This window comes from Neptuniibacter sp. SY11_33, assembly GCF_047778025.1.
Taxonomy (GTDB): domain Bacteria; phylum Pseudomonadota; class Gammaproteobacteria; order Pseudomonadales; family Balneatricaceae; genus Neptuniibacter.
In genome coordinates this window covers 2,079,209-2,105,574 of the sequence record NZ_CP180543.1, presented here as the reverse complement: position 1 = coordinate 2,105,574, position 26,366 = coordinate 2,079,209, and the positions used below count along the sequence as shown (strand labels likewise).

Below are 26,366 nucleotides of genomic sequence, written 5' to 3'. Positions count from 1 at the left end.
TATCGATTCAAAGCTGGTTAGCTTTACGGTAGCGACCTTGGTAATCAAAAATTCTCTCTTGTACGCGCCAATAGTGCTTTTGCTCACGCCCGATGACAAAATCAGGTGCGACTAAAAGCGATTCATAAGCGATCGCTTCTTCTATGTTTGAAAAGTTTTGCGGGGCTTGGCTATTCGCAATGCGTCGACCAAAGATCTCATTAAAACGTTTTAACTGAGCCGGCTTGGAAAAATCGAAGCTCTCCTTTAGCTCTTCACCTTCTTCTCCATGATAAATAACCTGAAGCTTGGACTGATTCCGGTTCAACGATAACCCCGCACATCGGATCACCATGGCATTTTTCAGTTTTAGCGCATCTTTTAATTGATCGTCTGGGTCGATAATCGCTTTATTGCACTGATGGCATTTGCGGGCAGCGATATCATTTTCAGCATTACAGTGAGGGCATTCTTTAAATCGAAAGCGAAAATCACACTGCTCTGATGGGGTATCAATATCGTCGCTTTCAAGAAGGCCTTTGCAGCGTCGACCGTGATGCTCAATTACCTTGCCATCGCTGTCCGTTTTACCCCAAAAGATATTGGCAAAGCCGCAGGAAGGACAAAATACCTGTACCGGTTCGGAATCCGGGGAAGGGCGTTTTTCACCCACTTCAGGATGGTGCAGATTATAGTTGTTGCCTGCGTAGTCGATGACTAAGCAATCTTTCTTTCCAGGCGCGAGCCTTAGACCGCGCCCAACAATCTGTTGATACAGGCTAACAGATTCGGTAGGCCTTAAAATTGTAATAAGGTCGACATGGGGTGCATCAAATCCTGTTGTAAGAACGGAGACGTTAACCAGATACTTAATTTTTTTAAGTTTGAAGTTACTGATCAACCGGTCTCGATCTTCGCTGGTGGAAGCGCCAGTGATTAAAGCCGTTTGATCTTCTGGAAGGTAAGTGCTGATCTCTTTAGCGTGATCAACTGTTGCTGCAAAAATCATCACGCCTTGGCGATCTTTTGCACGTTCAATCACTTGTTCGATAATCGCTCTGGTGACGCGATTGTATTTTGTTAGCAGGTTATTTATATCTTTTTCAGCATAAGTGCCAAATGCGGTTTGATCTAAGGTTGAAAAGTCATACTGAGCGACCGCGGCATCTTCCATTTCTGGAGGGGTTAAGTAGTTACGGCTAATCATGTAACTCAGTGGGAGCTCGTAAATACAGTTACGAAATGGTTTTTCCTGTTCGCTTCTAACAAAACCACGATAATGCTTCTGGTAGATCCAGCCCATACCCATTCTATAAGGTGTAGCTGTTAACCCAAGTACTTTTAAGTTGGGATTGATCTCTTGGAGTTTGCTGATGATTCGTCCGTACTGGCTATCTTCGTCGTCATTAATGCGATGGCATTCATCGACGATCAGTAATGAGTATTCGTTATTAAAAAGATCAATATTTGCCGCGACAGATTGCACGCTAGCGAACGTAACCTGCTTTTCAATCTCTTTGCGATTCAAACCCGCTGCAAAAATACCGCCTTCTAAACCATAGCTTTCATATTTAGTGTGATTTTGCTCAACCAACTCTTTGACATGGGCTAGCACCATAATCTTTTTACGTGCCAAGCGAGCAAGCTCCGCTATAACAAGGCTTTTTCCGGCACCCGTTGGTAGCACAATCACAGCAGGTTCATCAGTTTTGCGAAAGTGCTCTAATGTCGCATCAACCGCTTCTTGTTGATAGGGGCGTAGGGTAAACGCACTCATACAGGGTTTAAATCCAATAGATGAAAAGCTAAAACAGAGCGATTCTAACCTACGGAGTTAAGAAGTTCATTTATTCAAAAGAGCATCTTGAGATATAAAAGATGCAGTAATTGGTATTTGAGAATGAATACTATTTATTTAGTTAAGCATATTGATCATTCATAAAAACAAACATACACTCGATTGAAAGCAGTTTATGACAAAGGAAAGCACAAGGTTTAGTGCGAAACGTCATAATAGATAGGATTTATATATGGATTTTCTCTTAGGGTTTTTCTCATTCCCGCTTGCCGTTACGGCAATTCCTTTTTTATTTTTATTTTCCCTAATGCTGATCTCAGTATTAACGGGCTTTGTTGATGATATCCCATTTCTCAGTACTGATACTGATGTGGAAATCGAGGTTGATGCTGAAGTACCTGGGGGGACTTGGTTGCCAGTTGGTATCACCAAAGTTCCACTGATTATTAGCCTAACCACTGTTAGTTTCGTCGCTACCATACTTCTCTATTACATCGATTCATTCATCTTGAGTGCAATGAGTGGCGCGGTTTTCTATGGTGCTGCTTCAGGTTCAATTTTGGCAAGCTTATTTCTCAGTCTCTATATCGCGGCATTCCTACTAAAGCCCTTACAGCCATTGTTTGATCATGAAAAGAGCTTTGCTGCGATTAACTATGTTGGCATGAATGCTGTCGTTCGCTCGAATTCAGTTAACCAGACATTTGGCGAAGCAGTGGTTACTAAGGGCAGCTTGGAAAACCAGCTGGATATTTATAGTAATAGTGACGCCACAATTTCTTATGGCGATGAAGTGCTCATCGTTTCATTAAATCCTGAAAATCAACGATACCTCGTTATCAAAAAATAACTCTTTTTGGAGAACAGCATGGACGCAGGAGCTTCTGTATTCTTTGTTTCGACCACGGGCGTTGTCGCGCTTGTACTTATTATGTTTTTAACCTCGCGCTACAAAAAAGTACGTCGTGAAGGTGAAGCAATGATTGTAAACGGTACACGTGGTACGCGTGCCTCTCTAACTGGTACGTTTGTATGGCCTGTAGTTAACCGCTACGAATATATGGATATTACCCGTAAAAATATCTCAGTGACTCGTAGTGGTAGTAGAGATCAGGAAGGTGAGGAATACGAAGGTCTTCATTGTAAAGATAATATTCGCGCTGACCTGAAAGTTGATTTCTATATTGGTGTTAATCACGAAGAAGGCGATATTGTTCGTGTTGCTAAACTCTTTACGACACAAGGTGCTTCTGACCCTATGGGTCTTAGAGACCACTTCCAGCCAAAATTCTCTGAAGCGTTGAAAACAGCGGTAAAACAGTTCGAGTTTGAAGAGCTACTAACGAACCGTCGAGCTTTCCGTGATGCAGTTGTTGAGGTAATCGGAAGCGAAATGGATGGCTTTAAAATCTATGACGTAGTAATCGACAAAGTTGACCAAACTGCTTTCGATGCTCATAACCCGCAGAATATTTTGGATGTAGAAGGTATTCGTAAGATCGCCTCGATCACTTCAACTAAAAATATCGAAACCAATGCGATCCGCCAGGATGAGAAAACCAACATTAAACAGAAAAACGTTGAAGCTGAAGCAAATCGTAAACAGCTTGATAAACAGCATGCTGAGAACGAAGCACGCGTACAACGTGAAATAGAGATTATTGAATCTCAAGAACAGGCTTTAACAGAAGAGAAACGACAGGAATATGAACGCCTTGTTGAAGTCGCTAAGCTTGAAACTGAAGAAGAAGTTGAGAAGAAACGTGAGACGGTTCAGTTAGAGGTTGAGTTAACAAAAGCTGCGAATGAGCGTCAGCTAGCAATTCAGCAAGAAGAGGTTAATCGTGCTCGAGAAACCGAACGAGTTCGTACCGAGAAAGAGATCTCCCAGCAAGAGATGGAAAAAGAAGCTGCCATCGAAGAATCTAAGAAGTCTGTGGTTGAAACTCGATCGCAGCGTGTAGAGATCGAACGTAAGATCGCGCGTGAAGAGGAAGAGACTAAGAACCTACGTGCTTTCGAAACGGTAGAACGCAGCAAGAAAGTTCAGGTGATTGAAGCAGAGGCTGAAGCCGAAGCTGAAGGTATTAAAGCTATTGCTCATGCCCGTGCAGAGAAAGAAGCTGAAGCAGAACTGGCAGAGAAAAGCCTGATTCGTAACGAGGCCGAACTGAAAATTAAGAACCGTGAAGCTGAGAACGATCTAAATGTTAAAACGCGTAACGCTGAAGCCGAATTGATTTCTGAGACAAAAGCAGCAGAAGCCAAAGAGCGCATGGCGAAAGCAACGCGTGAAGAGATTCAAGTTGAAGGTTTGGCTGAAGTTGAAGTTGAGCGCCAACGAGCTGATGCTATTCGCGAAAAAGGCATAGCCGAAGCAGAAAGTTTGCGTGCGATTGGTACTGCAGAAGCGGAAACTATGCAGGCTAAAGGTACTGCGGACGCTGAAGCTAAGCAGGCGATTGGTTTTGCTGAGGCGGAAGCACTACAAGCTAAAGGCTTAGCGGAAGCTAAAGCTCAGACTGCTCGTTTTGAAGCTGCTCAAGCACACGATGAGCAGACTCGCGAATATGATAAATGGGTTGTTGAACTACAGAAAGATAAAGAGCTTGAAATGGCTCGAATCGAAGCTCAGCGCCACATGTCCGTTGATAATGCTAAAGCACTTGCCTCTGCGCTTGCTGAAGCTGATATTAAACTGTTTGGTGGTCAGGGGATGGAAGAGCTACGCCGTACCGTGATGGACTCTGCACGAATCGATACGCGCTTTACTAACTCCGAAGTACTCAACCCATTGGTACGTGAGTACGTTGAAAATGACCGTAGTTTGCCTGATGACGTCCGCGCGATTCTTGAAAAGTGCAATGTAAATACTGGTGACATGAGCAATATCGCTCTAGCAGGCTTGGCTAACAAGCTTACTAGCAATTCTGATGTACTTACATCACTTAAAGAACTGGTTACTGGTACTGATAAATCAGAATCTTAATCGCATAGGAACTCCAAAGTAACTTTAGCCTCCTTATTACCTAGGAGGCTTTGTTCTTTGGGCTAGAGGTCATTGTAGGGAAAGTTTAATGGATCAGAATCAGGACGTTTTGAACCAGGCCGTTGAATCGGGCGGCGCTTATGAGATCTTAAAAGCGCGCTTAGCCAGCCAAGGGGCTGAACTAAAAGGGTTGGTTGATCAATTAAATAAGGCTCGTCAGGAGGCATTTGGTGCGTCCAGTACTGAGCTGGTCGGTAAGGTTAATGTTCATACCCAAAATAACTGTCTTCCTGTTGATATGGCACAGGTCAACGATCAGTTACTATTTGGCTATCAAGTATTTGTTGGGCTTAAAGCTGCGCCTGAAGTCAAAGATGTTCTAGGCCTATATCGTCTATCCGAAACTGATAGCCAATTTCGGATCGATAGTGAGCCTTTGGCGGATTCTTTTCTTGATGATCCCCGTTTTGTTCATTCCTTTAACGAGCTTTTTCGTTACTACAGTGATGCAAAATTAGTTCAAATTAGCCGAAGAGATTTCTGGCTATTTATCGTTTTCCAAATTGGTAGTCGTCCAGAAGATCGTAAGGTTTATCGTTGGCAACTTAAAGATAGTGGTGAGATCGAATATGTAGATGATCAAGGCCATAAAGAGTTGGATGGTGTCGGCAATCAGCTTGATGTCGTTTGGCGTGAAACCGGGCGTCAGAACCATATAACTGGCGATTATCCTCATGTTTCGATTAATGATCGTATCTTTGTTGAGTGTGTTGGCGGTGATCTGACTGTAAAGCTTGAGAATAACACTCAAGAAGGGCGAGGGATCTATTCTGAGCCTGTCGAAGATCCTCATCAAACCGTTGCTGATGCAGAGATAAGTTACGCAGAACTATCTAGTTTTATTTTGCTCCGCATCAGACCAAACCGTGAAAAAGATTACCGATATTTTGTTTACGACAGCCTAACTGAGAAGGTGCAACGGGTCGATTCCATAGGCCAATGTTGTAAGTTGCTACCTGAGGATCACGGTCTGATATTTGCCAATGGTTATGCTTTGGCGAACGGAGAATTAAAACTCTTCCAAGATGATTGGAGTGGGATGCAATTCTTCCATGATATTCATGCCCCTAATGGTGAAGATGCGTTTTATATTTTCTTCGACCCACAACACGGTGCTTACCTGCAATATCAATACAACCTGATAGAAAAAACGGTATCGCCACCTGTATATAGCCATGGTTACAGTTTATATCCTGATGGGCGGATGCTGGTTTTCCGTGTCAGTGATAATGCTGAAGCCAGTAAAACACACCCTATGCGTATTTGGCAGACGCCATTTATGAGTGCCGATCTTTATGAAGCATCGCGGCAAGAGGGTGGTGAAGGTTTTTATCGCAATTTAGGGAATGCCGAGTTAGTGAAAGGTATTTCTGAATTGAACTCGGTCATTCAAATGACCAAAACCACAGAAGTTAGCCAAACGCTTTATGAAGCTTTGGTAACTCACTGTGGTGCAGCAGTCGATCAATATCACTGGTTAACCGATACAGAAACTCAGGGTGTTGACCAAAAACTATCTGAATTAGCGACAACTGCTGAACAGATCATCGATGAGTTCGCTAAAGTCCGAACGCTTCAGAAACAAGCGAAACAACAAACTGAAGAACAAGCTCAGAAACAGCATGATCTCCTAGGTAGAATTAAGTTAGTACCGTCGGATAGCACTACAGATCTGATCGAATTGCTAGATGAGACTAAATCACAGCTTGGTCACGTAATTAGCCTACGTGGAATGCGTTATGTGAATGCTAGCCAGCTCGATGAAATGGAAACTGCGCTAGAAGATGCACGAAGTGGTTTGAACGCTAAACTGCTCGAGCTTTTACAGCAAGAAAAAGCTTACCAGCCTTATCTAAAGCGCATTGATAAATTGGATTTGGCGCTTCCAGATACGGAGAAAACCGCAGCACTAGATCTTTTAGCTGAAGATGCCGGAAAGATTCGCCGAGATCTAAATTTAGTAAACCAAGAAGTTTCAGATATTGAAACTGACGATCCTACTAGCACGACAAAAATCCTCGATCTCACAACTGAGGTGATGGCGCGGTTAAACGCTACCGAAGCGCGTTTACGTAATCGTCGTTCTGAATTAAGAGATAGCGAAGCTAAAGCCGAATTCGCATCACAGCTTAAACTCCTTACCCAGGCGATGACATCAGCTCTAGGTCAAGTTGATACGCCGGAAGCCTGTGATGATCAGCTGGCACGCTTAATGGGGATCGTAGATAAGCTTGAAAGTCGATTTGCAGAATTCGATCAGTACCTAGCTGAAATCTATAGCAGACGGGACGAAGTTCAAGCAGCATTTGAAGCGCAAAAACAGCAACTTTTATCTGCTCGACAAAAGCGTGTTGAAAATATTAGTCAGGCAGCTCAAATCACGCTGAAAAGTATCGAAAAGCGTGTAGGTAAATTTGCAGAACTCGACGATTTGAACAGCTATTTTGCAGCAGATGCGATGGTGCAGAAATATCGCCAATTGTGCAAAGACGTTCAGGAACTTGGAGATAGCGTCAAAGCTGATGAATTAAGTGGCCGTATCAAAGCGCTGCAAGATCAATCTCTGCGGTCGCTTCGAGATAATCAAGATATCTTTGAGCAGGGCGGTGAAATTTTACGACTTGGTAGACACAAATTTAGCGTCAATCAACAGCCCTTAGAGCTTACCTTAGTTGATCGAGATGATGGTCTTAATTTACACCTAACGGGGACTGACTTTTACCAACCGGTTGTTGATGATGAGTTTCTGCGTTTACGTAAATACGCCGCGATGGATGTTAGTTCGGAAAGTAATGAAGTCTACCGAGCGGAGTATCTGGCCTATCTTATTTTAACTTCGGCAGAATCAAAGCAATCTGGCCTGTCACTTGATCTTTTAGTCAAAGCCGCAAGTGAAAATGATTTGCAGCCTTTAGTTGATAAATTTGCGGCCCCTCGTTATCGAGAGGGCTATGTAAAAGGTGTACATGACAAAGATGCAGGGACATTACTCAAGGCTATTATGCCGGTGTACGCCGATGCTGGTTTATTAAGGTTTAGCCAGCAAATACGTACAACGGGTTTACTGTTTATCGCAGGGCTCGATAACAGTGCAGCTGAAGGACTTAAGAAACAATGCCGTTCAGCTTTGCTAATGCAAAAAGAGTTGGGTTCAGATAGTGCATTTGATGTTCTGCTTGAGAATTACCAAACTCAAGTGAGTGAATGCCCAGTTCTGGCGAATCAAGCGCTTGAGTATTTGATGTATCAGTTTGGCTTAGATCAGCAGGTCTTAGTTAGCCGTGATGCAGTCGAGCTTGCTGAAAATTACTTAGCATTCAGGCATGGATTAGATTGGCGTAAAAACCAAGAAAGTCTGGCAGAACAATATCAGGATCATTTGCTCTGGGTTCAAGCATACTGTGAACATCATAAACAAGGTATAGAGTTCGTCACAGAGGCCGCTTTAATTGCAGCCTTGTCTGACAGTAGCATCCATCTAACTCCCGTTGATTTCTCTTTGAGTATCAACGTAAATGGCTTGTTAGGTGAGCACCTTCGCGTTGATGGGGGGAAATGGAGCGAGACCATCAATGATTGGTTAGATCGCTGTCGACACCATATTGAAACGGTCGTACCTGCTTACGAAAAATATCTTTCTCAACGTCAAGAGATGTTAGAAGAGCAAAGAGAGACGATGCGCATACAAGAGTTTGTCGCTAGGCCGCTAACCTCTTTTGTGCGTAACAAGTTGATCAGTGAATCCTATCTAAAATTGATGGGCGATAACTTTGCTAAGCAGATGGGTACAACCGGCGATGATCGTCGAACTGACCAGATGGGGATGTTACTACTTATATCTCCCCCGGGTTACGGTAAAACCACATTGATCGAATATATCGCCGGTAAGTTGGGCTTGGTATTTATGAAGATCAATTGCCCCTCTTTAGGCCATGATGTTGTATCACTAGATCCAAATGATGCACCAAACGCAACCGCTGCAAATGAGGTTAATAAAATTAACCTTGCGCTGGAAATGGGTAATAACGTGATGCTGTATCTAGATGATATTCAGCATACAAATCCTGAATTCTTGCAGAAATTTATCTCCTTAAGTGATGGTACTCGTCGAATTGACGGTGTTTGGAACGGTGTTACTAAAACTTACGATATGCGTGGTCGAAAGTTCTCAATCGTTATGGCGGGTAACCCTTATACCGAATCTGGGGATGTGTTCAAAATTCCAGACATGCTAGCTAACCGAGCAGATATTTATAACCTCGGTGATATGCTATCTGATCAGCGTGATGCATTCGAGCTTTCGTACATTGAAAACTCTTTAACCTCTAACAGAGTGTTGGCTCCGCTGGCCAATAGAAATCTACAAGACCTCTACAAACTCGTAGATATGGCACGTGGGCAAAATATCCCGCTTTCTGATTTAGAACATAGTTATTCTTCAGCAGAAACTTCCGAAATTGTAGCTGTGCTAGAGAAGATGCTTAAGGTTCAGCAAGTTGTACTCACTGTAAACCAGCAATATATCGCTTCAGCTGCAACCGCCGAGCAGTATCGTATAGAACCACCTTTCAAGCTTCAGGGTAGTTACCGAAATATGAACAAGCTTGCCGAAAAGGTGGTGTCGGTCATGACCGATGATGAGCTGGAGACACTTATTAATGATCACTACATTGGTGAGGCACAAACCCTGACTCATGGCGCTGAAGAAAACCTGCTTAAATTGGCTGAACTGAGAGGCATTTTAGATGATGAGTCTGAAGAGCGTTGGGACACCATTAAGCAGCGCTTTACTCGCTCTTTAGAGGCGGGTGAGGGAGAAGATGCCGGCGATCGAATGGTCAACCAGATGGTTGATGTGAATCGGAACATTCGCCTGATCGCTTGGGCAATGATGCGTGCAACTAAGGAAATTGAAGCCGCAGAGGAGCTAGAGGAAATATGATTACTCAAATGGATATTGAGAAAATGCTGGTTGATAGCTTTGAGGACCAACGTCTCTCCTCAGACGAAAGAGTTGAACTTCGAGAGTTGATTGAGGAACTCGCAGATCAACCAGAACTGCAATCGTTTACGCGTAATAAAGCTTTTTCAATTGCAAAGAATTCTGCGGAAAATGGCTTAATTGAGATCGCTTCTCTGAATTGGTTAGACAAGGTTGTGAAGACACTAGACAACACGGGTAAATCAGCGCCTATCAGAACTCAGGCAGCTTTTTCGCCGGGAGACGATTGTAGATCTCTGATTCAACAGGAGATAAAACGTAGTCAGAAATCTATAGATATATGTGTTTTCACAATTACCGATCAGCCGCTACGTGACGCTATTCTAGCTGCACATAAACGAGGAATTAAGGTTCGTATTCTGACAGATCAGGATAAAGCGAACGATTTAGGTAGCGATATCGACTATCTAATGCATAAAGGAGTGGATGTGCTTTTGGACACGAGCCCATGGCACATGCACCATAAATTTGCCCTGTTTGATGGGGTGAGACTACTGAATGGAAGTTTTAATTGGACGCGTTCAGCAAGCGATCGTAATCAAGAGAACTTAACGCTGACGGACAATCAAGAAATCGTATCGGCATTTGCCGCTGAATTTGAAGCACTATGGACTCGTCACAGCAGTGTGCGGGTAGAGAGGGAGCCAGCATGACACAGGAAATAAGCACTCAAATCGAGAAGTTCGAACCGAGTCAAATGACTGAAGAGCAGCAGCAACGTGCGGTTGCCATTTCGCAGGATTATGACCCCTTAGACTCTATGGCGACAATCACCTTTGGCAAAGAGGCGATGGAAAGCATCACCGCTTTTTCAGATCAGGTGTTAGAGCAAGTCCGCACTAAAGATACTGGAGAAGCGGGAGATATCCTAGAAGCGATGGTGACTCAGATGAAGAGCTCGCGCTTTGAAGATATTAAACCTGATTCATTCCTCTCGCGTTTACCTCTTATCGGTGAGCTTTTCCAAACTTTCGGTAAGTTTGTAAAAGGTTTTGATTCGGTTAAAGGCCGTTTAGATGAATTAGAACAAAAACTAAATGCCCAAGGTCATCGTCTTGAGAAAGATATTGTTCAGCTAGATGGTTTGTATGATGAAAACTTAAACTTGCTGCAACAGTTAGATATCTACTTAGAAGCGGGTCAAATCACGCTTGATCGACTGAATAACGAGCAGATTCCTGAGCTAAGTAAGTTGGCCGAGACCAGTGGTGATCCAGTAGATAGTCAAAAATTGCGAGACCTTCAGCAAGCTACAGGCCGCCTTGAAAAACGTCTACATAACTTAAAGCAAGCGCGTTTGGCGGCTTTGCAAACTGCACCTCAAATCCGTTTGTCTCAAGAGGGTAACAAAATGTTGATGGAAGATATCCAAGATATCATTCATAACACTATCCCTCTATGGAAGCGTCAGTTCCTTATTGCTATCTCTAACTATGAGAAAGAGAAAGCGCTTAAGGTGACACGTACGGTTAAGGATTACACCAACCAGCAGTACCTACAAAATGCTCAAAAGCTACAAAGCTTAGAAGAGCAGATCGCGGAAAACTACCAGCGTGGTATTTTGGATCTGGATACCTTAAAAGAGGTGAACCAAATTACTATCGATACGTTAAACAATACGCTTAAGCACTACGAAGAAGGTCGTCGTATGCGTCAAGAAGCTGAGAAGGCCATCACTCAAGCTGAGGAAGAGCTTAAACAAGCACTAATGCAGACGGTTTAAGTAAGATTAACGGCATAGTGAAGGTAAATTGGTTAACTTTAGAAGTTAACCAATTTCTTTTTAGAGAGTATTAGATGGGTTTTTTAGCAATTATTTTTGCAGTTGACGTTTTAATATCAACTTTATGTGTATGGCTCGCTTCGAAAGTTAGCTTTGCTTCATTAGAACCAAAAATTATCGCATTTATTGTCGTGTGCGTTTCTCTCGTATCGATGATCCCAAGTGTCGGCTGGATATTAAGCATTGTTTTGTTTTTCTATTTATTTGTTAAAGCCGCTAGCTGTGACTTAATTGATGCTGTCTGGGTGGTATTATTTACAAAACTGTTTTCTTTTATAGCTGTTATGTTGGTAACGAAGTTAGCAGCCTAAATCCCTATACCCCTCCACTTTTTAAGCATAAAAAAACCGGCCTAAGTAGGCCGGTTTAAAGTATCGCAGCGATTAAGAAGGGGGGTTAATCGTCTGCGTCGTCCTGATCAAACCGGGTCATAAGGTCACGCAAAAGACCGAAGTTATCATCCAGTTTGCTCTGGGATTCTTCATCAGCATCTTTGTAGCGGATATCTTGATGAATCAAGCTGTCCAATAGATCTACCCCGAATAATGAACTGTCTTCCAAAAAAGCCATGGCTGGGTTAGCAACCAGGTTGTCGAAGTTGTTCATCATCTGGCCTAAATGGCGGCCATTATCACCTAACGGGTTATCTAGTTGTTGAACTTGCTCATAAGCAGCTACCGCTGAGTAACTTGCCGATTGAGTCATAGTTACATTCAAGTTCATCAACTCGGATTTGTCCATTTCAAATTCAGCTGCTTGTTCAAAAGCGTCTTGAACATCACCACTGAAGAAGTCTTCGGCAATAAGATTGATATCCTGAATTAGGGTTGTCAGCGCGTCTAATTCGTCTTCGTTAAGATCTCCCTCAACGCTGAAACTGTAGCTACTGCTAGCGCTGCGCTCAAGACCAAAGGATACAGCGCTGCTGTTACCGTCAGAGTAGGCGCCTAAAGAGGCTGTTTGACTTGCTTCGCTGTTGAAACGAATAGAAACTTTGTCTCCTTCCTGTGTCATGACATCAAGGGAGAAAGACTCAGCTTTTGAATAACGTTCAGCAGCAGATATAGAAGTCTGGCGTGTAGACGCTGTTTCGTTGGTAGGCGCAAGGCCGGCCAGCGCTTCGAACGTCAGATCTTTGGTTTGCTCGATTGTTGCGGAGATATCAGGAGTTAGCATGTTGAGATCTTCTAGTATCTCAGTTGCTTCTTTGAAGCCTTTTTCTACACCTGAAACTGCCGCTTTATACATACGGTCTAGATCGGCATCGGACGCTCCGCGGGCACGGGCTTGTTCAAGGCCTTGTGCTACAAAATCAGAGATACGTGATGCAACTTTTTCCGGAGAGTAATCATTTGCGTCGAGACTTTTCATCTCTGATACGCTCATGCCCGGAATGTTTTCTGCTAGTTTGGCTACTAACTTATCTGCCGCAGATGCAGAACGACCGTTGCTATCTTTACCATCAGCAAACCCACCAGTAACCAGTGTTTCCTGGCGAACCTGAGAGTAGGCTGCTTGGCTGCTTAATAGAACTTGCACGGTGTTTTCCTCCACAGACAAAGAAGGATCAAATGATCCCATTGTTTTAGTTGTACTACTAAATATAAGAGGGTTATCGACGTTTTGTGGAGAGACTTTAATAAAAAGCGTAACAATGAAATTGTTTCATCTAAAGGTTAGAGGGAAACGGTAAAAACTACTTTCCATCTAGGATGATTGATTCTGCGATTTCAATCTTATCATTTGGCCCCTGAAGGATGATTATATCACCCTGTTGGATATGAGTATCACCACTTGGGCTGTGTTCAGATTGATCACCACGACGGATCATCGCAACAGAGACTTGGTGCTTTGATAAAGGTAAATCTCGTAACGTTTTACCAATCGACTTGCAGTTATTTTCAATTTGAACAGGGTGCAGTATCTCTTTCATACGGCCTTTACTATCAATTTTTTCGGAATGTTGTCCGTGGTAGTAGCCATGTAAGAGGTTGTACCTTTCGGCACGAACTTGATTGATTTGCTGTTCAATCTGTTGATGGTTGATACCAAGCATTGATAATACATGGGATACCATCATTAAGCTGCCTTCCAAAGCTTCCGGAATAATTTCGGTGGCTCCTGCGTTTTGAAATGCTTCGATCTGAGAATCATCTCGTGTTCTAACCAAGATGGGCAGCGTTAAAAATCGGGTTCGTATATGCTTGAGTGCTTGCATCGCTGTTTCCGCTTCCGGAAAGCTAAGAATCAACATGCGGGCACGGTCAGCGCCAACAGCGGCCATTACATCATCACGTTTTGCATCACCAAAACAGATGTGTTCGCCTGCTGTAGCGGCTTCCATTACACGCACTGGATCATTATCTACGACAATGTAAGGAATGTTTGCTTGATCTAAGAAGCGCGCGATAATCTGACCTACACGGCCGAAGCCACAGATAATCACATGTTTATCTAAACTATGCGGGTTTAGTTGGCTGGCATCAGGCAATTTTTGTTGCGGTGATTCAATCGGATCATCTTTATGTAGCCAACGACTTAGACTGTAGGTGTGGTTCATCAAAATCGGTGTCACGATCATGCTGATGATGATCGTGGACACGACAATAGTATTTATATCAGGCTCAATCAGATGATTACCTAAGGCTAAGGCCAACAAGGCAAACCCAAATTCACCACCTTGGCTAAGACTTAGACCAGCTCTTAACGCATTTACCGGGTCTTTATGCAGTAGCGTCCCAAGAAGGGTAATAATAAAAGTCTTTAATAGGATTAAGCTGACACTGAACAGAATAATCCAATACCAGCTATCAATTAGAGCAGACAGATCTAATTGCATCCCCACAGAAACAAAGAATAATCCCAATAGTACATCTCTGAATGGGCGTATATCGGCTTCTAATTGATATCTGTAACGGCTCTCACCCAACATCATGCCTGCTAAAAATCCGCCGAGAGCCATCGATAAACCTGCTGCGTGAGTAATCCAAGCGGCCAAAAGAGCAGCAGCAAGTGTAGTAAGAACAAACACGTCGCTGGAACCGCTACGCGCCGATTCGTGAAACAGTAATGGCATCACAATATGGCCAACCAGCAGTAAGATAATAAGTAGTGTTGAGCCCTCAAGTAGCATCAATGCAACTTCTGTACTGTCTATCTCTGTTGCTGAGCTACTAAGCGTTGGTACAACGATCAGGAAAAATACAGCAGCTAAGTCTTGGAAGATTAATGTACCGACCGAAAGCTGGCCATGAGGACTGTTGAGTTCGTCACGCTGAATCAGCTCGCGGCTTACAATCGCTGTAGAGGATAAAGCGAGCGCACCGGCGATTACTAAAGAGGTGGTTTGCGGTAGACCGAAAAGGTGACAGATCGCCATCAAGCAGGCTGCGGTGATGATGACCTGCAAACTACCCAGCCCGAATACCGCTTTGCGCATGGCAAACATACGCGAGACCGAGAATTCTAAGCCGAGCATAAAGAGTAAAAAGACAACCCCAAGTTCACTGAGTAGTTCAATACTATGAGTGTCTTTTATGACCCCTAAGCTGTAGGGGCCAACAATAGCGCCAACACTTAAGTAGGCTAGAAGAGGCGGGAGTTTGATACGCCGAAACAGGGTTGTTGCAACAACGGCACAACATAAAATGACCAAAAATTGCTCGAAAAAACCCTGTGACATGCGTTTCCCTTACTACATGAAGACGCTTTTGATGTTCTTAATTACCACATCAGGTCGTCTGGAATCTTATAATCCGCGTACGGATCATCTTCTTCTGGTTCTTCTTCCGGCTGAACGCGGATAACGTAATTTGGCAGGCGCTGTTCAATTTTCTCTGCAAATTTATCCGGGATCAGATAAAACTTATCATCTAAAGCTGCTATTGCTACTTGGCCGCGGAATAGTTGCCCTTGAATGAGCGAAGTAACATACATAGTCTTCACTTTATTATCGTATACAAAGTTGTAACTTACTTCGGCATCTTCGGGCAGCTCGATCTGTTGCTGTATGATCATCTGTCGGCATTGCGCTTCAATCTCTTTGTTGCGGCGCTCTTCGTCTCGTTGACGATTTAGTTCACGATCATGCTCTTGCTTAGCTTTACGCTGTTCTTCTAGCGCCTGCTTTTTCTCAGCTTGCGTATCAACAACTTGCTGGCCTGATTTACGTGCCTTTTTAGCTTTTTTGTTTTGTTTACGCTTTTCTGTATCTGCCTGCTTCGCTTTTTTCTGGTCAACAAGCCCCATATTTAGCAACTGATCTTTTAGTGAACCCGCCATAACTTACTCGTAATACTCCTATTGGTTATTATGAGAACTATAACAAAAGTTAACGCTACTATTTAAAAAATAACGGAAAATAGGGCAAATCTATTCGGAATATGACTTGTTCACCTATGGGCTAAAGCGTACCCTGCACCTGCAATTATTTTATAGCTGGATTTTTTATGTCTGAACATGACCTAACACACCCTTTTGAACGGTTAACGCCATCATTTTTGATGGATGCAGTCGAAAGCCAAGGGCATTGGTGTGATGGGCGTACATTTCCTCTGAATAGCTACGAGAACCGTGTCTATCAGGTGGGCATAGAAGACAAAGAGCCGATGATTGCTAAGTTCTATCGCCCACAGCGTTGGAGCCGAGAGCAGATTTTAGAAGAGCATGAATTTAGTTTCGATTTAGCAGAGCATTCTCTACCTGCAGTAACCCCTTGGCGAAATGAAAAGGGAGAAACCCTATTTAATTATGAAGGGTTTATGTTCTCGTTGTTTCCTCGCAGAGGAGGGCATGCCCCAGAGCTCGATAACCTTGATAATCTTTTTACGCTAGGTCGTTTATTGGGACGTATGCATCTGGTGGGTGCGTCGAAAGATTTCGTTCATCGTCCGACTTTGACCAGCCAAATATTTGGCCATGACAGTGTTGCATTCTTAAGTGATCGCTTTATTCCTGTAGAACTTAAACCTGCTTACGATTCTGTTGCTAGGGATCTTCTACAGGGTGTCGATGAGATCTTAAAAGCTTGTGGTGAGATAGAACATATTCGTGTCCATGGTGATTGTCACTCCGGCAATATGTTATGGCGTGATGATGCGCCTCATTTCGTTGATTTCGATGATGCCCGTATGGCGCCTGCGATGCAGGATATTTGGATGCTCCTCTCTGGTGATCGACATGAACAGACACAACAGTTGTCTGAAATAGTCGATGGCTACAATGAGTTTTACGATTTTAAACTCAAAGAGCTGCGTTTGATCGAAGTCCTGCGCAGTTTACGAATTATGCACTACAGCGCATGGCTTGGTCGTCGCTGGGAAGATCCAGCATTCCCTCATAGCTTTAGTTGGTTTAATACTGAACGCTATTGGGGCGAGCATATTCTGCAACTGCGTGAGCAATTGGCGTTGCTAGATGAAGAGCCTTTAAAGCTTCTATAAAAGTGGATCTGAGAGTGCTACAGCTGCTTAGTAGTGACAACCATATTTCGACCGCGGTTTTTGGCTAAGAATAAGGCATCGTCAGCACCGCTGACTAGCTGGTCGTAATTCGTGTAACTTGAATTCAAGGTGGCGCAGCCTAGGCTTGCAGAAAGCGAATGGTCTGAGCCGCGTAGTTTTACTTTAGTATTCAGTGCCTTCCTAATTCGTTCAGCACAAGCTTGAGTGTTAACCTCGTCGCTGTGGGGTAGTAAAATAATGAACTCTTCACCACCATAACGTGCTGCGATATCTCCAACTCTTAACATTGATTCGATTATTAGGGCTGACTTTTTAAGCACATAATCACCCGCTTGATGACCATATTTATCGTTAATCTGCTTAAAAAAATCTAAGTCGATCATGATGATTGATAAAGGGAGTTGATATCTTTGTGCTCGTTGTATTTCTATATCTGCTAGTTCTCTGAAATGTTGCCTATTAAATAGTGATGTCAGAGGGTCACTGATAGAGCGTTGATAGGTTTTATTCAGAAGAGTGCAAGTAAAGCCACTGAGTAAACCAAGAATTAAAGAGCCCAATGCTGCCCAGCCGGTTAAGTATGAGGCAGGTATACCGTGAATATGATTGTCATCATTCAGTCGTGCTGATAGTTGCCAAAAGCCACCAGGGACTTCTATGAAACTACTTAGGTATTCAGCTTCAAACACTGATGTTGAACCGAAGAATACATCCCCTTGTTTACCTTTAGCATCACTTCCACGAATAGCGTATGTTGCAAGTTCATCGCTTAGAACTAGCCCTGTTTCATTGAATATTTTGTCTAAGTCTATAACCAGTGTGATAAAACCCCAAAATTTAGTTTCTGTGCCTTCACGGTTGTAAAGGGGTTGTCTGGCAATAACTCCTCTGCCTCCTTGAATTAGATCTAGTGGGCCTGCCATTATCATCTCTTTTCTCGTTATTGATCGCTCTACAACTTCTCTTTGTTCAGGGATCTTACGTAGGTTTAATCCAATTACTTTATTGCCATCAATGATGGGATAAATATGTTTAACGATAGCATCGGGAGCCAATTGGGCTTGCCGTATGGTTGTTCTAGTAGATAAGAAACGAGTCGTTAATATTTGAAAGTCGCTTTCGTCTATGTCGTTTTGCAGTAATAGAAGTGATTCCAGAGCTTCGATAATGATGAGGTTGTCAGCCAGTGCGAGTTGTATGCGTGAAGTGAGATAATTGATTCTCGCTTCTACTTGCGCTTTATCTTGTTGATCGTGGATATTGTGATCTAACTTAACCAACCACCCAGAGGTAAAAAATGCACACGCGGTGACGGTTAGGCCAACTAACCAAGGTAAACAAAATCGAAGCGTGAATTTCCGCATGCTTTTCGTACACCACTGCAAAGAATCGGTGAATATACATAAGCGTAGCTGTTTTTTCTGGAATGGCAGGAATGTTTAGATTACTCTTGGACTGTTTTTATATACAGTATTTTAAGTATGCGTTTATTCATAGCCGAAAAACCAAGTTTGGGTAGAGCAATTGCAGATGTACTGCCTAAGCCATTAAAAAAAGAAGATGGTTGTATTCGCGCCGCTAATGGTGATGTGGTTAGCTGGTGTTTCGGCCATCTTTTGGAACTTGCTGAGCCGAGCGAATATGACCCGCGGTTTAAACAATGGAATCTGCAGCATCTCCCTATTGTTCCATCTGAATGGAAAATGCAGCCCAAGCCTAAAACTCGCAAGCAGATAGCGTTATTAAGAAAACTTTGTAAAGAGGCTGAAGAGGTTGTTCATGCGGGTGACCCTGACCGCGAAGGGCAGCTATTGGTTGATGAAGTAATCGACTTTCTCAAGTTACCCCAATATAAACGCCAAAGCATGAGACGCTGCCTAATCAGCGATCTGAACCCCAGTGCCGTAAAAAAGGCTATAGCGCAGTTAAGAGATAACCGTGAGTTTATCCCTCTTTCTGTATCAGCATTAGCAAGAAGTCGTGCCGATTGGCTTTACGGTATTAATCTAACCCGCGCATACACATTGCAAGGTCAATCAGCGGGTTATCAAGGGGTCTTATCGGTTGGACGGGTACAGACGCCTATATTGGGATTGGTGGTAAGGCGTGATCAGGCGATCGATGATTTCAAATCTAAGCCATTTTACGAAGTGTTAGCTCATCTAAAAACGGATAGCGAAGATAGATTTAGAGCTAAATGGCAACCGAGTGAAGCTTGTCAAAAATGGCAAGATGAAGAGGGGCGAGTACTTTCTAGACCATTAGCGGAAAACGTAGCTGGGCGTATTACAGCTAAACCGGGTGAGGTAACTGCTGTCGAGAAAAAGCCTAAAAAGGCTGGTGCTCCACTCCCTTATAATTTATCTGCATTGCAGATCGATGCGAATAAACGTTTTGCTTTGAATGCTCAGCAAGTTTTGGATACCTGCCAAAGTTTATATGAAAAACATAAGCTAATTACTTATCCGCGTTCGGACTGTCGCTACTTACCCCAAGGGCATTTTGCTGAGGCCGTTAAAGTGTCTTCAGTTGTCTTTAAGCATTGTCCGCAATTTCAACCGCATAAAAGCCAGATTGACTTAAGCAAAAAAGGAAAGGCCTGGAACGATCGTAAAGTCGAGGCACATCATGCGATTATTCCGACCAGTAAAACTGTAGATTTTTCTCGCCTTAATAAAACAGAGCAACAAGTGTATGAGCTAGTGGCTAGGCAGTATCTGATCCAGTTTATGCCAGATCATCGCTATTCAGAAACGCGAGTCGAGGTGTTGATTGAAGGCGGTAGGTTTACTGCTTCAGCCAAGCAAGTACTCGATGTCGGTTGGAAAGTACTATTTGGTAAAAAAGAGGGCGAAGACGATCAAGCACAGCTTCCTAATCTCTCTGTGGGGCAGACGCTCTACTGTGAACAAGGTGAGGTCATAGATAAAGAAACCCAGCCACCTAAACCTTTTACCGATGCCACACTTTTAGCTGCCATGACGGGGATTGCGCGATTTGTCGAAGATGCAGATGTTAAAAAGGTTCTTAAGGAAACCGATGGCTTAGGCACCGAAGCGACGAGAGCAGGCATCATTGAATTACTGTTTAAACGGGGCTTCTTACAGCGTCAGGGTAAAACTATCCGCAGTACCGAAGCTGGCAGAGCGTTAATAAATAGCCTACCAGATAACGCGAGTAAGCCTGATATGACAGCTCGTTGGGAGGCTTCATTAAATGATATCAGTGAACAGAAGTTAAATTATCAGACATTTATGCAGCCTCTCACTGATGAGATCTCTTTGATGATTCAAAAGGCGAGTAGTATGGATGTGCAACTGCTGCGTAATATCAAACAACAGCCGAAACCTGCTTATAAGAAAACTCGTAGAAGGAAGGTCAAACCCAAGGCTAAATCCAAAGCTTAAGGTGATTAATGCCATGTAGTTGGACAGTTAACCTATTTAGGGTTTATCTCAATATCTTGTGCTTGATATATCTCATATAATGACGCATTAATGTAAGTCATTCACTTCTGATGAACTAAATATTGGAAGCGCAGGGTAATATATGGAACTTCTCTCACTCAAAACCTTTAAATACGTGGTTGAATTCGGTGGTGTTCAAGCGGCATCGAAAGAGCTACATACTGTTCAATCTAACGTCACTGCAAGAATCAAAAGGTTGGAAGAAGAGATAGGTTCGCCTCTGTTTTATCGTAAAGGGCGCAAACTTGAACTGACTCCAACCGGTTATACCTTGATGGATTACGCCAACCAATTGCTACAGCTGGAGCATCAAGCCAGTATTGCGGTTAAGCAAGTAGGAGAAGCGACAGGGGAGATTCGGATTGGCTCTATGGAATCCTTTGCCGCGGTGCGTATGCCTGGGCTGATCCAATCCCTACGAAAAAAACACCCTAACCTGTTACCTCGAGTGCAAACAGAAACTAGTGGTCAATTGATTGAAGCTGTTCTTAATTACAAACTTGATTGTGCCTTTGTCGGAGGGCCGGTACAGCACAAGGATCTTGTTTGTCGTCAGGTGTTAATGGAAGAGCTGGTATTGGCCACTGCGAAAGGAGTGGATGTTCCAGACTCGTTAATCATGTTCAGACAAGGCTGTGCGTACAGAGATAAGGCTCTAAATTGGCTACGTGATAACGGCAGATTAGATACTGAGGTGTTAGATATGGGAACTCAAGAAGGGATCTTGGGTTGTGTGGCTGTAGGTTTAGGTTTCACCTTAGTACCGAGGAAAGTGGCAGAAGAGTCGAGGTATGCAAAAGATCTAAATCTCGAGGTGCTTGACGATCAGTTTAGTCAGATACCTACAATTATGATTACCCATAAAAACGCTATTGATATGGCAGGCGTAGATACTTTACTAGCACTGTTTGATGGGAAGCCACCTGAGTGGGAATCAGCTGCTTAAGTCGCTATTTAAGCCAAGGATGGGCTTTTAGATTTTCAACGACATGGTCTAGAAACAAACGTACCTTAGGATTTAAGTTTTTGCGGCTAGGGTAGAGCGCATGGATGCCTACAGTAGGTACCTTATAATCGGCTAATACTTCTTTTATTTCACCTGACTCCAGTTCATCAATGCAGAACGCTTTCGGTAAGCGAGCAATGCCAAGATTGCGCTTAAGCATTTCAAGGCTGAAGCTCAAGCTATTCGCACGTAAACGGAAGTTAATTGAAACCGCTTTACCTCCATTCCAGTTTTCAAAGGCCCATTCATTGGAATTTAGGTGAGTGCCGATACATTGATGTTCTTTTAAATCGTCTGGAGTTAGTGGTTCACCAAAACGATCGATATAGGCTTGACTGGCATATAACTTAGAAGACGCATTTGCGATCTTACGCCCTACGAGGCTTGAGTCATCTAAATTCCCTACACGCAGTGCTAAGTCGATACCTTCTTGGACTAGATCGACGACACGAGGGCTGAGTTCTATATCGATCTGAATAAGAGGGTATTTCACCATAAAACTAGAAATCAGGTCATTCATAATGAATATCCCAATCTCAGGCGGCATGGTAATGCGTAACCGACCCTTTGGCTCACCTTGAGTGGAAGTTACGTGATTCTCGATATCTTCTAGTTCGGAAAAAAGAGGGAGGCAGCGTTCGTAGAAGTTTTGGCCGTCAGCTGTGAGGTTTAACTTACGAGTCGTACGTTGTAAAAGTCTTAAACCTAAGTCATCTTCAAGCTGGGTGATACGTCGGCTTATGGTCGATTTTTGAATGCCTAATTTATCCGCAGCTGCGGTAAATCCATTGTGCTCAATAACCTGAATAAACAAACGGACATCGTTAAGATTCATAGACTGCTACAACTAAGGAAGATTACTTAAGGTCAGTTTGATGAAATGCTCAAGTTTTAAGAGCAGCTACCTTGGGTTGTCAGCACAACAGAAGGCGTTGTCGTTTTAACACTCTGGAAGCTCATATCTGATTTATTAATGGTCAAGTTGGTTGTGTCCATACCGCCCATCACAGGGTCTTTAGCCGTTCGACTTAACTTGATCTGTTCATCAGACTGTTCAACGCTAAAGCCTGCAACACCGTTTACAACAGCAGAGCCATTTTTGATTACGACAGAATAGCTGCAGCGGCCTTGCGGGCAGTTGCGTGTTTTAGGCGCTTTCATAAATGGAGCGGTGTAACTGGCATGTGTGTAGGAGCACGTATATTGCTTATCTTCGGCCACGGCAGTTAATGGCGTTGCGATACCTGCAGTCAAAGCAATACTCGCGACAAGTAGATTAATTTTGGTGTTCATAATCCTTCCCCGTAGTTTCCTTTAGTAAGTCTAGGGTAAATTTTCAATCCCTGAAAGCCTAAGTCTTAGTTTAACCCTGATAGCGTCCTGTTTTTTCAAATAAAGTACCTGATTTTTTGAAAAATTTACGGACTATTAGTGCCTATGACTTCGAGTGATTCATCAACTAAGGCATGCAAAAGTAGCTCGCCACTATCATCTGTTTTGAACATGCCGTATTTTGCCGCTTCATATCTTTCCGCTGTACCTTCTTGGAAGAAGAAAGCATTGGTTGCAAATTGTACTCGGCTATTGCGAATACGGTATTGAATAATAGCTTGGTTCGATGCGAGTTCTATATCCTTTTCTGAACGGGTTAAAAGCTGTAAAAAACTAGCCTTATGATTGTCATCTAGCTCAACTAAAAGAAAGCCATCAGCAGGAACATCGTTAAGTGAGCGATTAAATGCATTATTGGTGATTTGGAATCTAAGTCGCATATAGTCGCCTTGCATCAAGGAACGAGGGTCTACAGGCGCAAGCTCTAATAGAACGGTTTTACCTTCAGCCAATAAGGCCTCTTTTTGGTAGATATTAATATTTACAGCTAAAAGCAAGAGTAATGTAGTGAGTAATGCGCTCCATTTAGCTCGGTTCATGTGGGCAACATGGCTGAGGCTCATTTTCTTCTCTGGCAGATAAGCCTTGCTCAGGAGAAGGTAACTGACTAACGCTATCGTGCCTAAGCCCACTAAATAGATTGATTTAACCAGTAAAGTTTCCTGAAGGTTGTAGTAATACCAAGATACAAAGCTAATTAATGCAACTAGACCCAAGCCCAGCAGGGCGCGTTGCTGTCTATGAAAGCCAACTAACAATAATAAGAGTGCAGCAGGTAAACCGGCAATCGTAAATGAGGTAGCGGTCATGATAATAATTAGGGCTAAATAGCCAGCAATGTTTTTACTGTCTTTTGTAACTTGTTGCTCTTTGAATATATAAGCTAGTAGAAATGCGAAAGTGGCTATTTGTGCAATCGAGCCAATCAGAGGACCGTTAAGTTGCAGAAAGCCGACATCACTGATTTTGTAGAGAAATGAGAGTTCATTTTGTAACAGCGAATGACCACTAAACTGTAATAGCGAGATAGCCATACCGTAGCTGATAGGAATCAGAAACTTATGCCACTTTAGCCATTGCTGTTCTTTACACCAGATCAATGTAAAAGCGAGGGCGGCTACAGCACTATCTAGCCCATGTATACCTTGGCGGTTTAAACCCCAGAATAGAGCGATCATGGCAAACCAACTCGAGATGACTCGATGTAGGAAACTCGGCATTACAAGGGCTAGGACCGCTTGGTAGATAGCTAGCGCCAGAAAAACCGTAACTTCATTATCTCCCAGCAATTCAAATAAACCCCAGCCAAACATAAATTGGCCGCAAATACTGATCGCTAAAGCTAATTGATTGTAGAAAGGGGACTCGCCACTGTGACGATAGATGGTATAGGCGCCAATGGAACATCCGAGTCCAGCGACCATTAGTAGAATATGGTTATCATAACGGAACAACCAACCGAATATGCTGCCTACAAAGCCAAGCATAAACAAAGCTGCCAACCAACCAGAGAAACCTTGCATCAGATGGATAAACCATGCTGATTGGCTGGGGGGCTCTTCTGGCTGATCCGCAGAGACTATCCCTTCGGTTTGTAGTTTCTGCCAAAGTGCTCGATCTGAATTAGTCATCTTGAGCACTCCTTTGCTGTTTTTGAACTTGGTATAGATTCTTTAGCCAAATGCCTGCTGCCGTGGACATGCCGATAATTGCCAAACTGATAACCAAAAATGCACCGCCATCGAATGCATCACCAAAGGTTTTAATCAGCAAAGAGCTTGTAGTGATAATAAGGCTGGTGGCTACCCCGGAGAGAACAAATAGATCTAGTTGGCAATGGCGATAGTAGTAGAAAGCGATAGAGATCCAGATCAGATAGAAGAGCCCACCCCAATGAAAATCATCAAAATCAAAGATGGACCACATTGCTAACCAAGTTGCCAGCGACCCAGCGAAGAAGAGGGTAATTTGAATAGCAAAGCGATTCTTAATAAGACATTGCTTAAATCTGTACCCGAACTCCAAAATCAAAATAATCGCGGTATTGATGGCTAAAAAGATACTGGTCAGATCTTCACTTCTAAACAAGAAGCCAAATAGTCCACGGAAGGTTTCGGAATAGAGGTAGAGCGCGAGATTGACCAAAGTGATAAAGATCACCCAGACCGTGCTTGCGCGATGAATAATAGCCCAGGGAAGAGTGAATACTGCCCAGATAGCAAAAAGCTGCCAAGGATCGGCACCGGTTTGATAGATTTGACCTACAAGAGCCAGTAGCGCTCCAGTTAATAAAGTAATCAGTGTGATACAGCTGATACCAGAAATACTGAGATGGTCTAATCGTGAATAGACTATGCCTGCAAGCACTATAGTGCTTTGAAGCGTTGCAAACTTGGTTAAATCAGAAATAGATTGCCAATTGAAAGCAAAAAAGAAAATAACGCCCGCAGCAAGTGCTACAGCACTAAGCCAGAGAAGTAACTTAGCAGTAAAAGCTAGCCATTGATTATTGCTTGGAGATGCTTGGGTAAGCGCTAAAGCACGTTCTACGTCGTCTGGTTTGATATGGCCTTGTTTGGCCCAATTCAGAATTGTTTGTCGTTCTGGTGTTTGCCCTGAAAGCATAGTTTGGCATCCAGCCTTTGAAAAAGTGAGTGACTTGTATTATCTACTATCACTCACCTTTCCATGGCTGTCAAAACCCGCAGCCACCACTTGGACAGCCGCCACCACTCATACATGGAGGAGCTTCAGGGTTTTTAAGCGTCGAACTTTTAACAACCCCTGCAGTTGATAAAAGTTTTGTAACTTCCGAGTCTTCAGGGATCTCTTGCGGATCTAGATTAGCGAGAATACATAGCTCACCCCAGGTTTTAGGGGTTAGGGCCATAGTGTGCTTCACTTCAACCACATCACCTGTCGCTTCAATGCGATAATCGTATGTAGGCATAATTAGTCCAGTTTAGGTTCATGCCAGTTTACAGATTTTAGGAATTTGTGAGCAGGGTAGAATTTACCATCACTGCCTTCCTGATCCTTGGAGGATTTGATGTAGGCTTCAGGTAGTTCACCGCCTACGTATACATCCAGTTGCTTTTCATTTTGGTAAAAAGCCAACGTTTGATCAACTTCGTCCTGTGTCTTACACAGCTTAGATAGATTACTTGCTTGAACTGCTGCCATGTCTTTGTCGGCATCGATACCCATAATGTGGGCCATACCGTAAGTGACAACAAGGATATCTGCTACGGCATCACGAATTTCAGAGGTATCTTTGTTTTCGAGACCTTCAACTAATTCAGCTAGCTCTTCTTTGATTAGGTGTAATTGCTTGCCAGCTTTTTCCCAATTTGGGTTCTCAAGGTTGCCTTGTTCATTACCAAATACGGTGTTTAGGTAAGAAACGTCAGTAAAGTTGCTCATTGTTG

General features: G+C 43.2%; 20 protein-coding genes. 9 read left to right on the top strand and 11 right to left on the bottom strand.

What is annotated here, in order from left to right:
• Window positions 1-7: 7 nt before the first annotated feature.
• Window positions 8-1,756: a DEAD/DEAH box helicase family protein gene (locus ACMXYV_RS10000; RefSeq protein ID WP_415888356.1), complete on the bottom strand. Its 1,749-nt coding sequence runs from the start codon at window positions 1,754-1,756 to the stop codon at window positions 8-10.
• A 253-nt stretch (window positions 1,757-2,009) separates the two neighbouring features.
• Here ACMXYV_RS10000 and ACMXYV_RS09995 point away from each other — a divergent pair, with 253 nt between their 5' ends.
• From ACMXYV_RS09995 to ACMXYV_RS09970, 6 genes are all read left to right on the top strand, one after another.
• Complete coding sequence (locus ACMXYV_RS09995; RefSeq protein WP_415888355.1) at window positions 2,010-2,627, top strand: hypothetical protein; 618 nt, start codon at window positions 2,010-2,012, stop codon at window positions 2,625-2,627.
• Window positions 2,628-2,645: 18 nt separating this feature from the next.
• The gene (locus tag ACMXYV_RS09990; protein WP_415888354.1) at window positions 2,646-4,766 is read left to right on the top strand and encodes a hypothetical protein; all 2,121 of its coding nucleotides are present in this window, start codon (window positions 2,646-2,648) and stop codon (window positions 4,764-4,766) included.
• A gap of 88 nt (window positions 4,767-4,854) precedes the next feature.
• Window positions 4,855-9,768 (top strand): DNA repair ATPase, encoded by a 4,914-nt coding sequence (locus ACMXYV_RS09985; protein ID WP_415888353.1) that lies wholly within the window; start codon window positions 4,855-4,857, stop codon window positions 9,766-9,768.
• Entirely contained in the window at window positions 9,765-10,481 is a 717-nt protein-coding gene (locus tag ACMXYV_RS09980; RefSeq protein ID WP_415881457.1) for a phospholipase D-like domain-containing protein, read from the top strand. Before ACMXYV_RS09985 ends, ACMXYV_RS09980 begins: the two co-directional genes overlap by 4 nt.
• Window positions 10,478-11,551, top strand: coding sequence for a toxic anion resistance protein (locus tag ACMXYV_RS09975; RefSeq protein ID WP_415881456.1), 1,074 nt, complete (start codon window positions 10,478-10,480; stop codon window positions 11,549-11,551). The genes ACMXYV_RS09980 and ACMXYV_RS09975 overlap by 4 nt, the downstream gene beginning before the upstream one ends.
• A 74-nt stretch (window positions 11,552-11,625) precedes the next feature.
• Window positions 11,626-11,922 (top strand): hypothetical protein, encoded by a 297-nt coding sequence (locus ACMXYV_RS09970; RefSeq protein ID WP_415888352.1) that lies wholly within the window; start codon window positions 11,626-11,628, stop codon window positions 11,920-11,922.
• Window positions 11,923-12,007: 85 nt separating this feature from the next.
• On the opposite strand, the gene ACMXYV_RS09965 is transcribed toward ACMXYV_RS09970, so the two are convergent.
• The 3 genes from ACMXYV_RS09965 to ACMXYV_RS09955 all read right to left on the bottom strand — a co-directional run bounded on the left by ACMXYV_RS09965 (window position 12,008) and on the right by ACMXYV_RS09955 (window position 15,892).
• Window positions 12,008-13,150, bottom strand: a complete 1,143-nt coding sequence (locus ACMXYV_RS09965; protein WP_415888351.1) for a DUF5610 domain-containing protein — start codon at window positions 13,148-13,150, stop codon at window positions 12,008-12,010.
• A 157-nt stretch (window positions 13,151-13,307) separates the two neighbouring features.
• Window positions 13,308-15,293: a cation:proton antiporter gene (locus ACMXYV_RS09960; protein ID WP_415888350.1), complete on the bottom strand. Its 1,986-nt coding sequence runs from the start codon at window positions 15,291-15,293 to the stop codon at window positions 13,308-13,310.
• Between the two features lie 41 nt (window positions 15,294-15,334).
• Window positions 15,335-15,892: a DUF2058 domain-containing protein gene (locus ACMXYV_RS09955; RefSeq protein WP_415888349.1), complete on the bottom strand. Its 558-nt coding sequence runs from the start codon at window positions 15,890-15,892 to the stop codon at window positions 15,335-15,337.
• A 167-nt stretch (window positions 15,893-16,059) separates the two neighbouring features.
• Here ACMXYV_RS09955 and ACMXYV_RS09950 point away from each other — a divergent pair, with 167 nt between their 5' ends.
• Window positions 16,060-17,052, top strand: a complete 993-nt coding sequence (locus ACMXYV_RS09950; protein WP_415888348.1) for a serine/threonine protein kinase — start codon at window positions 16,060-16,062, stop codon at window positions 17,050-17,052.
• 17 nt (window positions 17,053-17,069) lie between these two features.
• Here ACMXYV_RS09950 and ACMXYV_RS09945 read toward each other — a convergent pair whose 3' ends face one another.
• Window positions 17,070-18,437: a diguanylate cyclase gene (locus tag ACMXYV_RS09945; protein WP_415888347.1), complete on the bottom strand. Its 1,368-nt coding sequence runs from the start codon at window positions 18,435-18,437 to the stop codon at window positions 17,070-17,072.
• A 117-nt stretch (window positions 18,438-18,554) separates the two neighbouring features.
• Between ACMXYV_RS09945 and ACMXYV_RS09940 the strand changes: the two genes are divergently transcribed.
• Both ACMXYV_RS09940 and ACMXYV_RS09935 read left to right on the top strand, forming a co-directional pair.
• Window positions 18,555-20,480, top strand: coding sequence for a DNA topoisomerase III (locus ACMXYV_RS09940; RefSeq protein WP_415888346.1), 1,926 nt, complete (start codon window positions 18,555-18,557; stop codon window positions 20,478-20,480).
• Between the two features lie 142 nt (window positions 20,481-20,622).
• A complete protein-coding gene (locus tag ACMXYV_RS09935) occupies window positions 20,623-21,486 on the top strand; it encodes a LysR substrate-binding domain-containing protein (RefSeq protein ID WP_415888345.1) in 864 nt (287 codons plus the stop codon).
• 4 nt (window positions 21,487-21,490) lie between these two features.
• Here ACMXYV_RS09935 and ACMXYV_RS09930 read toward each other — a convergent pair whose 3' ends face one another.
• From ACMXYV_RS09930 to ACMXYV_RS09905, 6 genes are all read right to left on the bottom strand, one after another.
• Complete coding sequence (locus tag ACMXYV_RS09930; RefSeq protein WP_415888344.1) at window positions 21,491-22,381, bottom strand: LysR substrate-binding domain-containing protein; 891 nt, start codon at window positions 22,379-22,381, stop codon at window positions 21,491-21,493.
• 56 nt (window positions 22,382-22,437) lie between these two features.
• Entirely contained in the window at window positions 22,438-22,839 is a 402-nt protein-coding gene (locus ACMXYV_RS09925; RefSeq protein ID WP_415888343.1) for a hypothetical protein, read from the bottom strand.
• A gap of 125 nt (window positions 22,840-22,964) precedes the next feature.
• Complete coding sequence (locus ACMXYV_RS09920) at window positions 22,965-24,569, bottom strand: GDYXXLXY domain-containing protein (protein ID WP_415888342.1); 1,605 nt, start codon at window positions 24,567-24,569, stop codon at window positions 22,965-22,967.
• Window positions 24,562-25,563, bottom strand: a complete 1,002-nt coding sequence (locus ACMXYV_RS09915) for a DUF2157 domain-containing protein (protein WP_415888341.1) — start codon at window positions 25,561-25,563, stop codon at window positions 24,562-24,564. The genes ACMXYV_RS09920 and ACMXYV_RS09915 overlap by 8 nt, the downstream gene beginning before the upstream one ends.
• Window positions 25,564-25,633: 70 nt before the next feature.
• Window positions 25,634-25,888 carry a zinc ribbon domain-containing protein gene (locus ACMXYV_RS09910; RefSeq protein WP_415881444.1) on the bottom strand — a complete coding sequence of 85 codons (255 nt, stop codon included), beginning with the start codon at window positions 25,886-25,888 and terminating at the stop codon, window positions 25,634-25,636.
• A gap of 2 nt (window positions 25,889-25,890) precedes the next feature.
• The gene (locus ACMXYV_RS09905; RefSeq protein WP_415888340.1) at window positions 25,891-26,361 is read right to left on the bottom strand and encodes a nucleoside triphosphate pyrophosphohydrolase family protein; all 471 of its coding nucleotides are present in this window, start codon (window positions 26,359-26,361) and stop codon (window positions 25,891-25,893) included.
• Window positions 26,362-26,366: the final 5 nt, after the last annotated feature.

Excerpts from the sequence above, each read along its gene's own strand:
- ACMXYV_RS10000 (WP_415888356.1), bottom strand. The coding sequence starts at position 1,756 with ATGAGTGCGTTTACCCTACGCCCCTATCAACAAGAAGCGGTTGATGCG.
- ACMXYV_RS09995 (WP_415888355.1), top strand. The coding sequence starts at position 2,010 with ATGGATTTTCTCTTAGGGTTTTTCTCATTCCCGCTTGCCGTTACGGCA.
- ACMXYV_RS09990 (WP_415888354.1), top strand. The coding sequence starts at position 2,646 with ATGGACGCAGGAGCTTCTGTATTCTTTGTTTCGACCACGGGCGTTGTC.
- ACMXYV_RS09985 (WP_415888353.1), top strand. The coding sequence starts at position 4,855 with ATGGATCAGAATCAGGACGTTTTGAACCAGGCCGTTGAATCGGGCGGC.
- ACMXYV_RS09980 (WP_415881457.1), top strand. The coding sequence starts at position 9,765 with ATGATTACTCAAATGGATATTGAGAAAATGCTGGTTGATAGCTTTGAG.
- ACMXYV_RS09975 (WP_415881456.1), top strand. The coding sequence starts at position 10,478 with ATGACACAGGAAATAAGCACTCAAATCGAGAAGTTCGAACCGAGTCAA.
- ACMXYV_RS09970 (WP_415888352.1), top strand. The coding sequence starts at position 11,626 with ATGGGTTTTTTAGCAATTATTTTTGCAGTTGACGTTTTAATATCAACT.
- ACMXYV_RS09960 (WP_415888350.1), bottom strand. The coding sequence starts at position 15,293 with ATGTCACAGGGTTTTTTCGAGCAATTTTTGGTCATTTTATGTTGTGCC.
- ACMXYV_RS09955 (WP_415888349.1), bottom strand. The coding sequence starts at position 15,892 with ATGGCGGGTTCACTAAAAGATCAGTTGCTAAATATGGGGCTTGTTGAC.
- ACMXYV_RS09950 (WP_415888348.1), top strand. The coding sequence starts at position 16,060 with ATGTCTGAACATGACCTAACACACCCTTTTGAACGGTTAACGCCATCA.
- ACMXYV_RS09945 (WP_415888347.1), bottom strand. The coding sequence starts at position 18,437 with ATGCGGAAATTCACGCTTCGATTTTGTTTACCTTGGTTAGTTGGCCTA.
- ACMXYV_RS09940 (WP_415888346.1), top strand. The coding sequence starts at position 18,555 with ATGCGTTTATTCATAGCCGAAAAACCAAGTTTGGGTAGAGCAATTGCA.
- ACMXYV_RS09935 (WP_415888345.1), top strand. The coding sequence starts at position 20,623 with ATGGAACTTCTCTCACTCAAAACCTTTAAATACGTGGTTGAATTCGGT.
- ACMXYV_RS09930 (WP_415888344.1), bottom strand. The coding sequence starts at position 22,381 with ATGAATCTTAACGATGTCCGTTTGTTTATTCAGGTTATTGAGCACAAT.
- ACMXYV_RS09925 (WP_415888343.1), bottom strand. The coding sequence starts at position 22,839 with ATGAACACCAAAATTAATCTACTTGTCGCGAGTATTGCTTTGACTGCA.
- ACMXYV_RS09920 (WP_415888342.1), bottom strand. The coding sequence starts at position 24,569 with ATGACTAATTCAGATCGAGCACTTTGGCAGAAACTACAAACCGAAGGG.
- ACMXYV_RS09915 (WP_415888341.1), bottom strand. The coding sequence starts at position 25,563 with ATGCTTTCAGGGCAAACACCAGAACGACAAACAATTCTGAATTGGGCC.
- ACMXYV_RS09910 (WP_415881444.1), bottom strand. The coding sequence starts at position 25,888 with ATGCCTACATACGATTATCGCATTGAAGCGACAGGTGATGTGGTTGAA.
- ACMXYV_RS09905 (WP_415888340.1), bottom strand. The coding sequence starts at position 26,361 with ATGAGCAACTTTACTGACGTTTCTTACCTAAACACCGTATTTGGTAAT.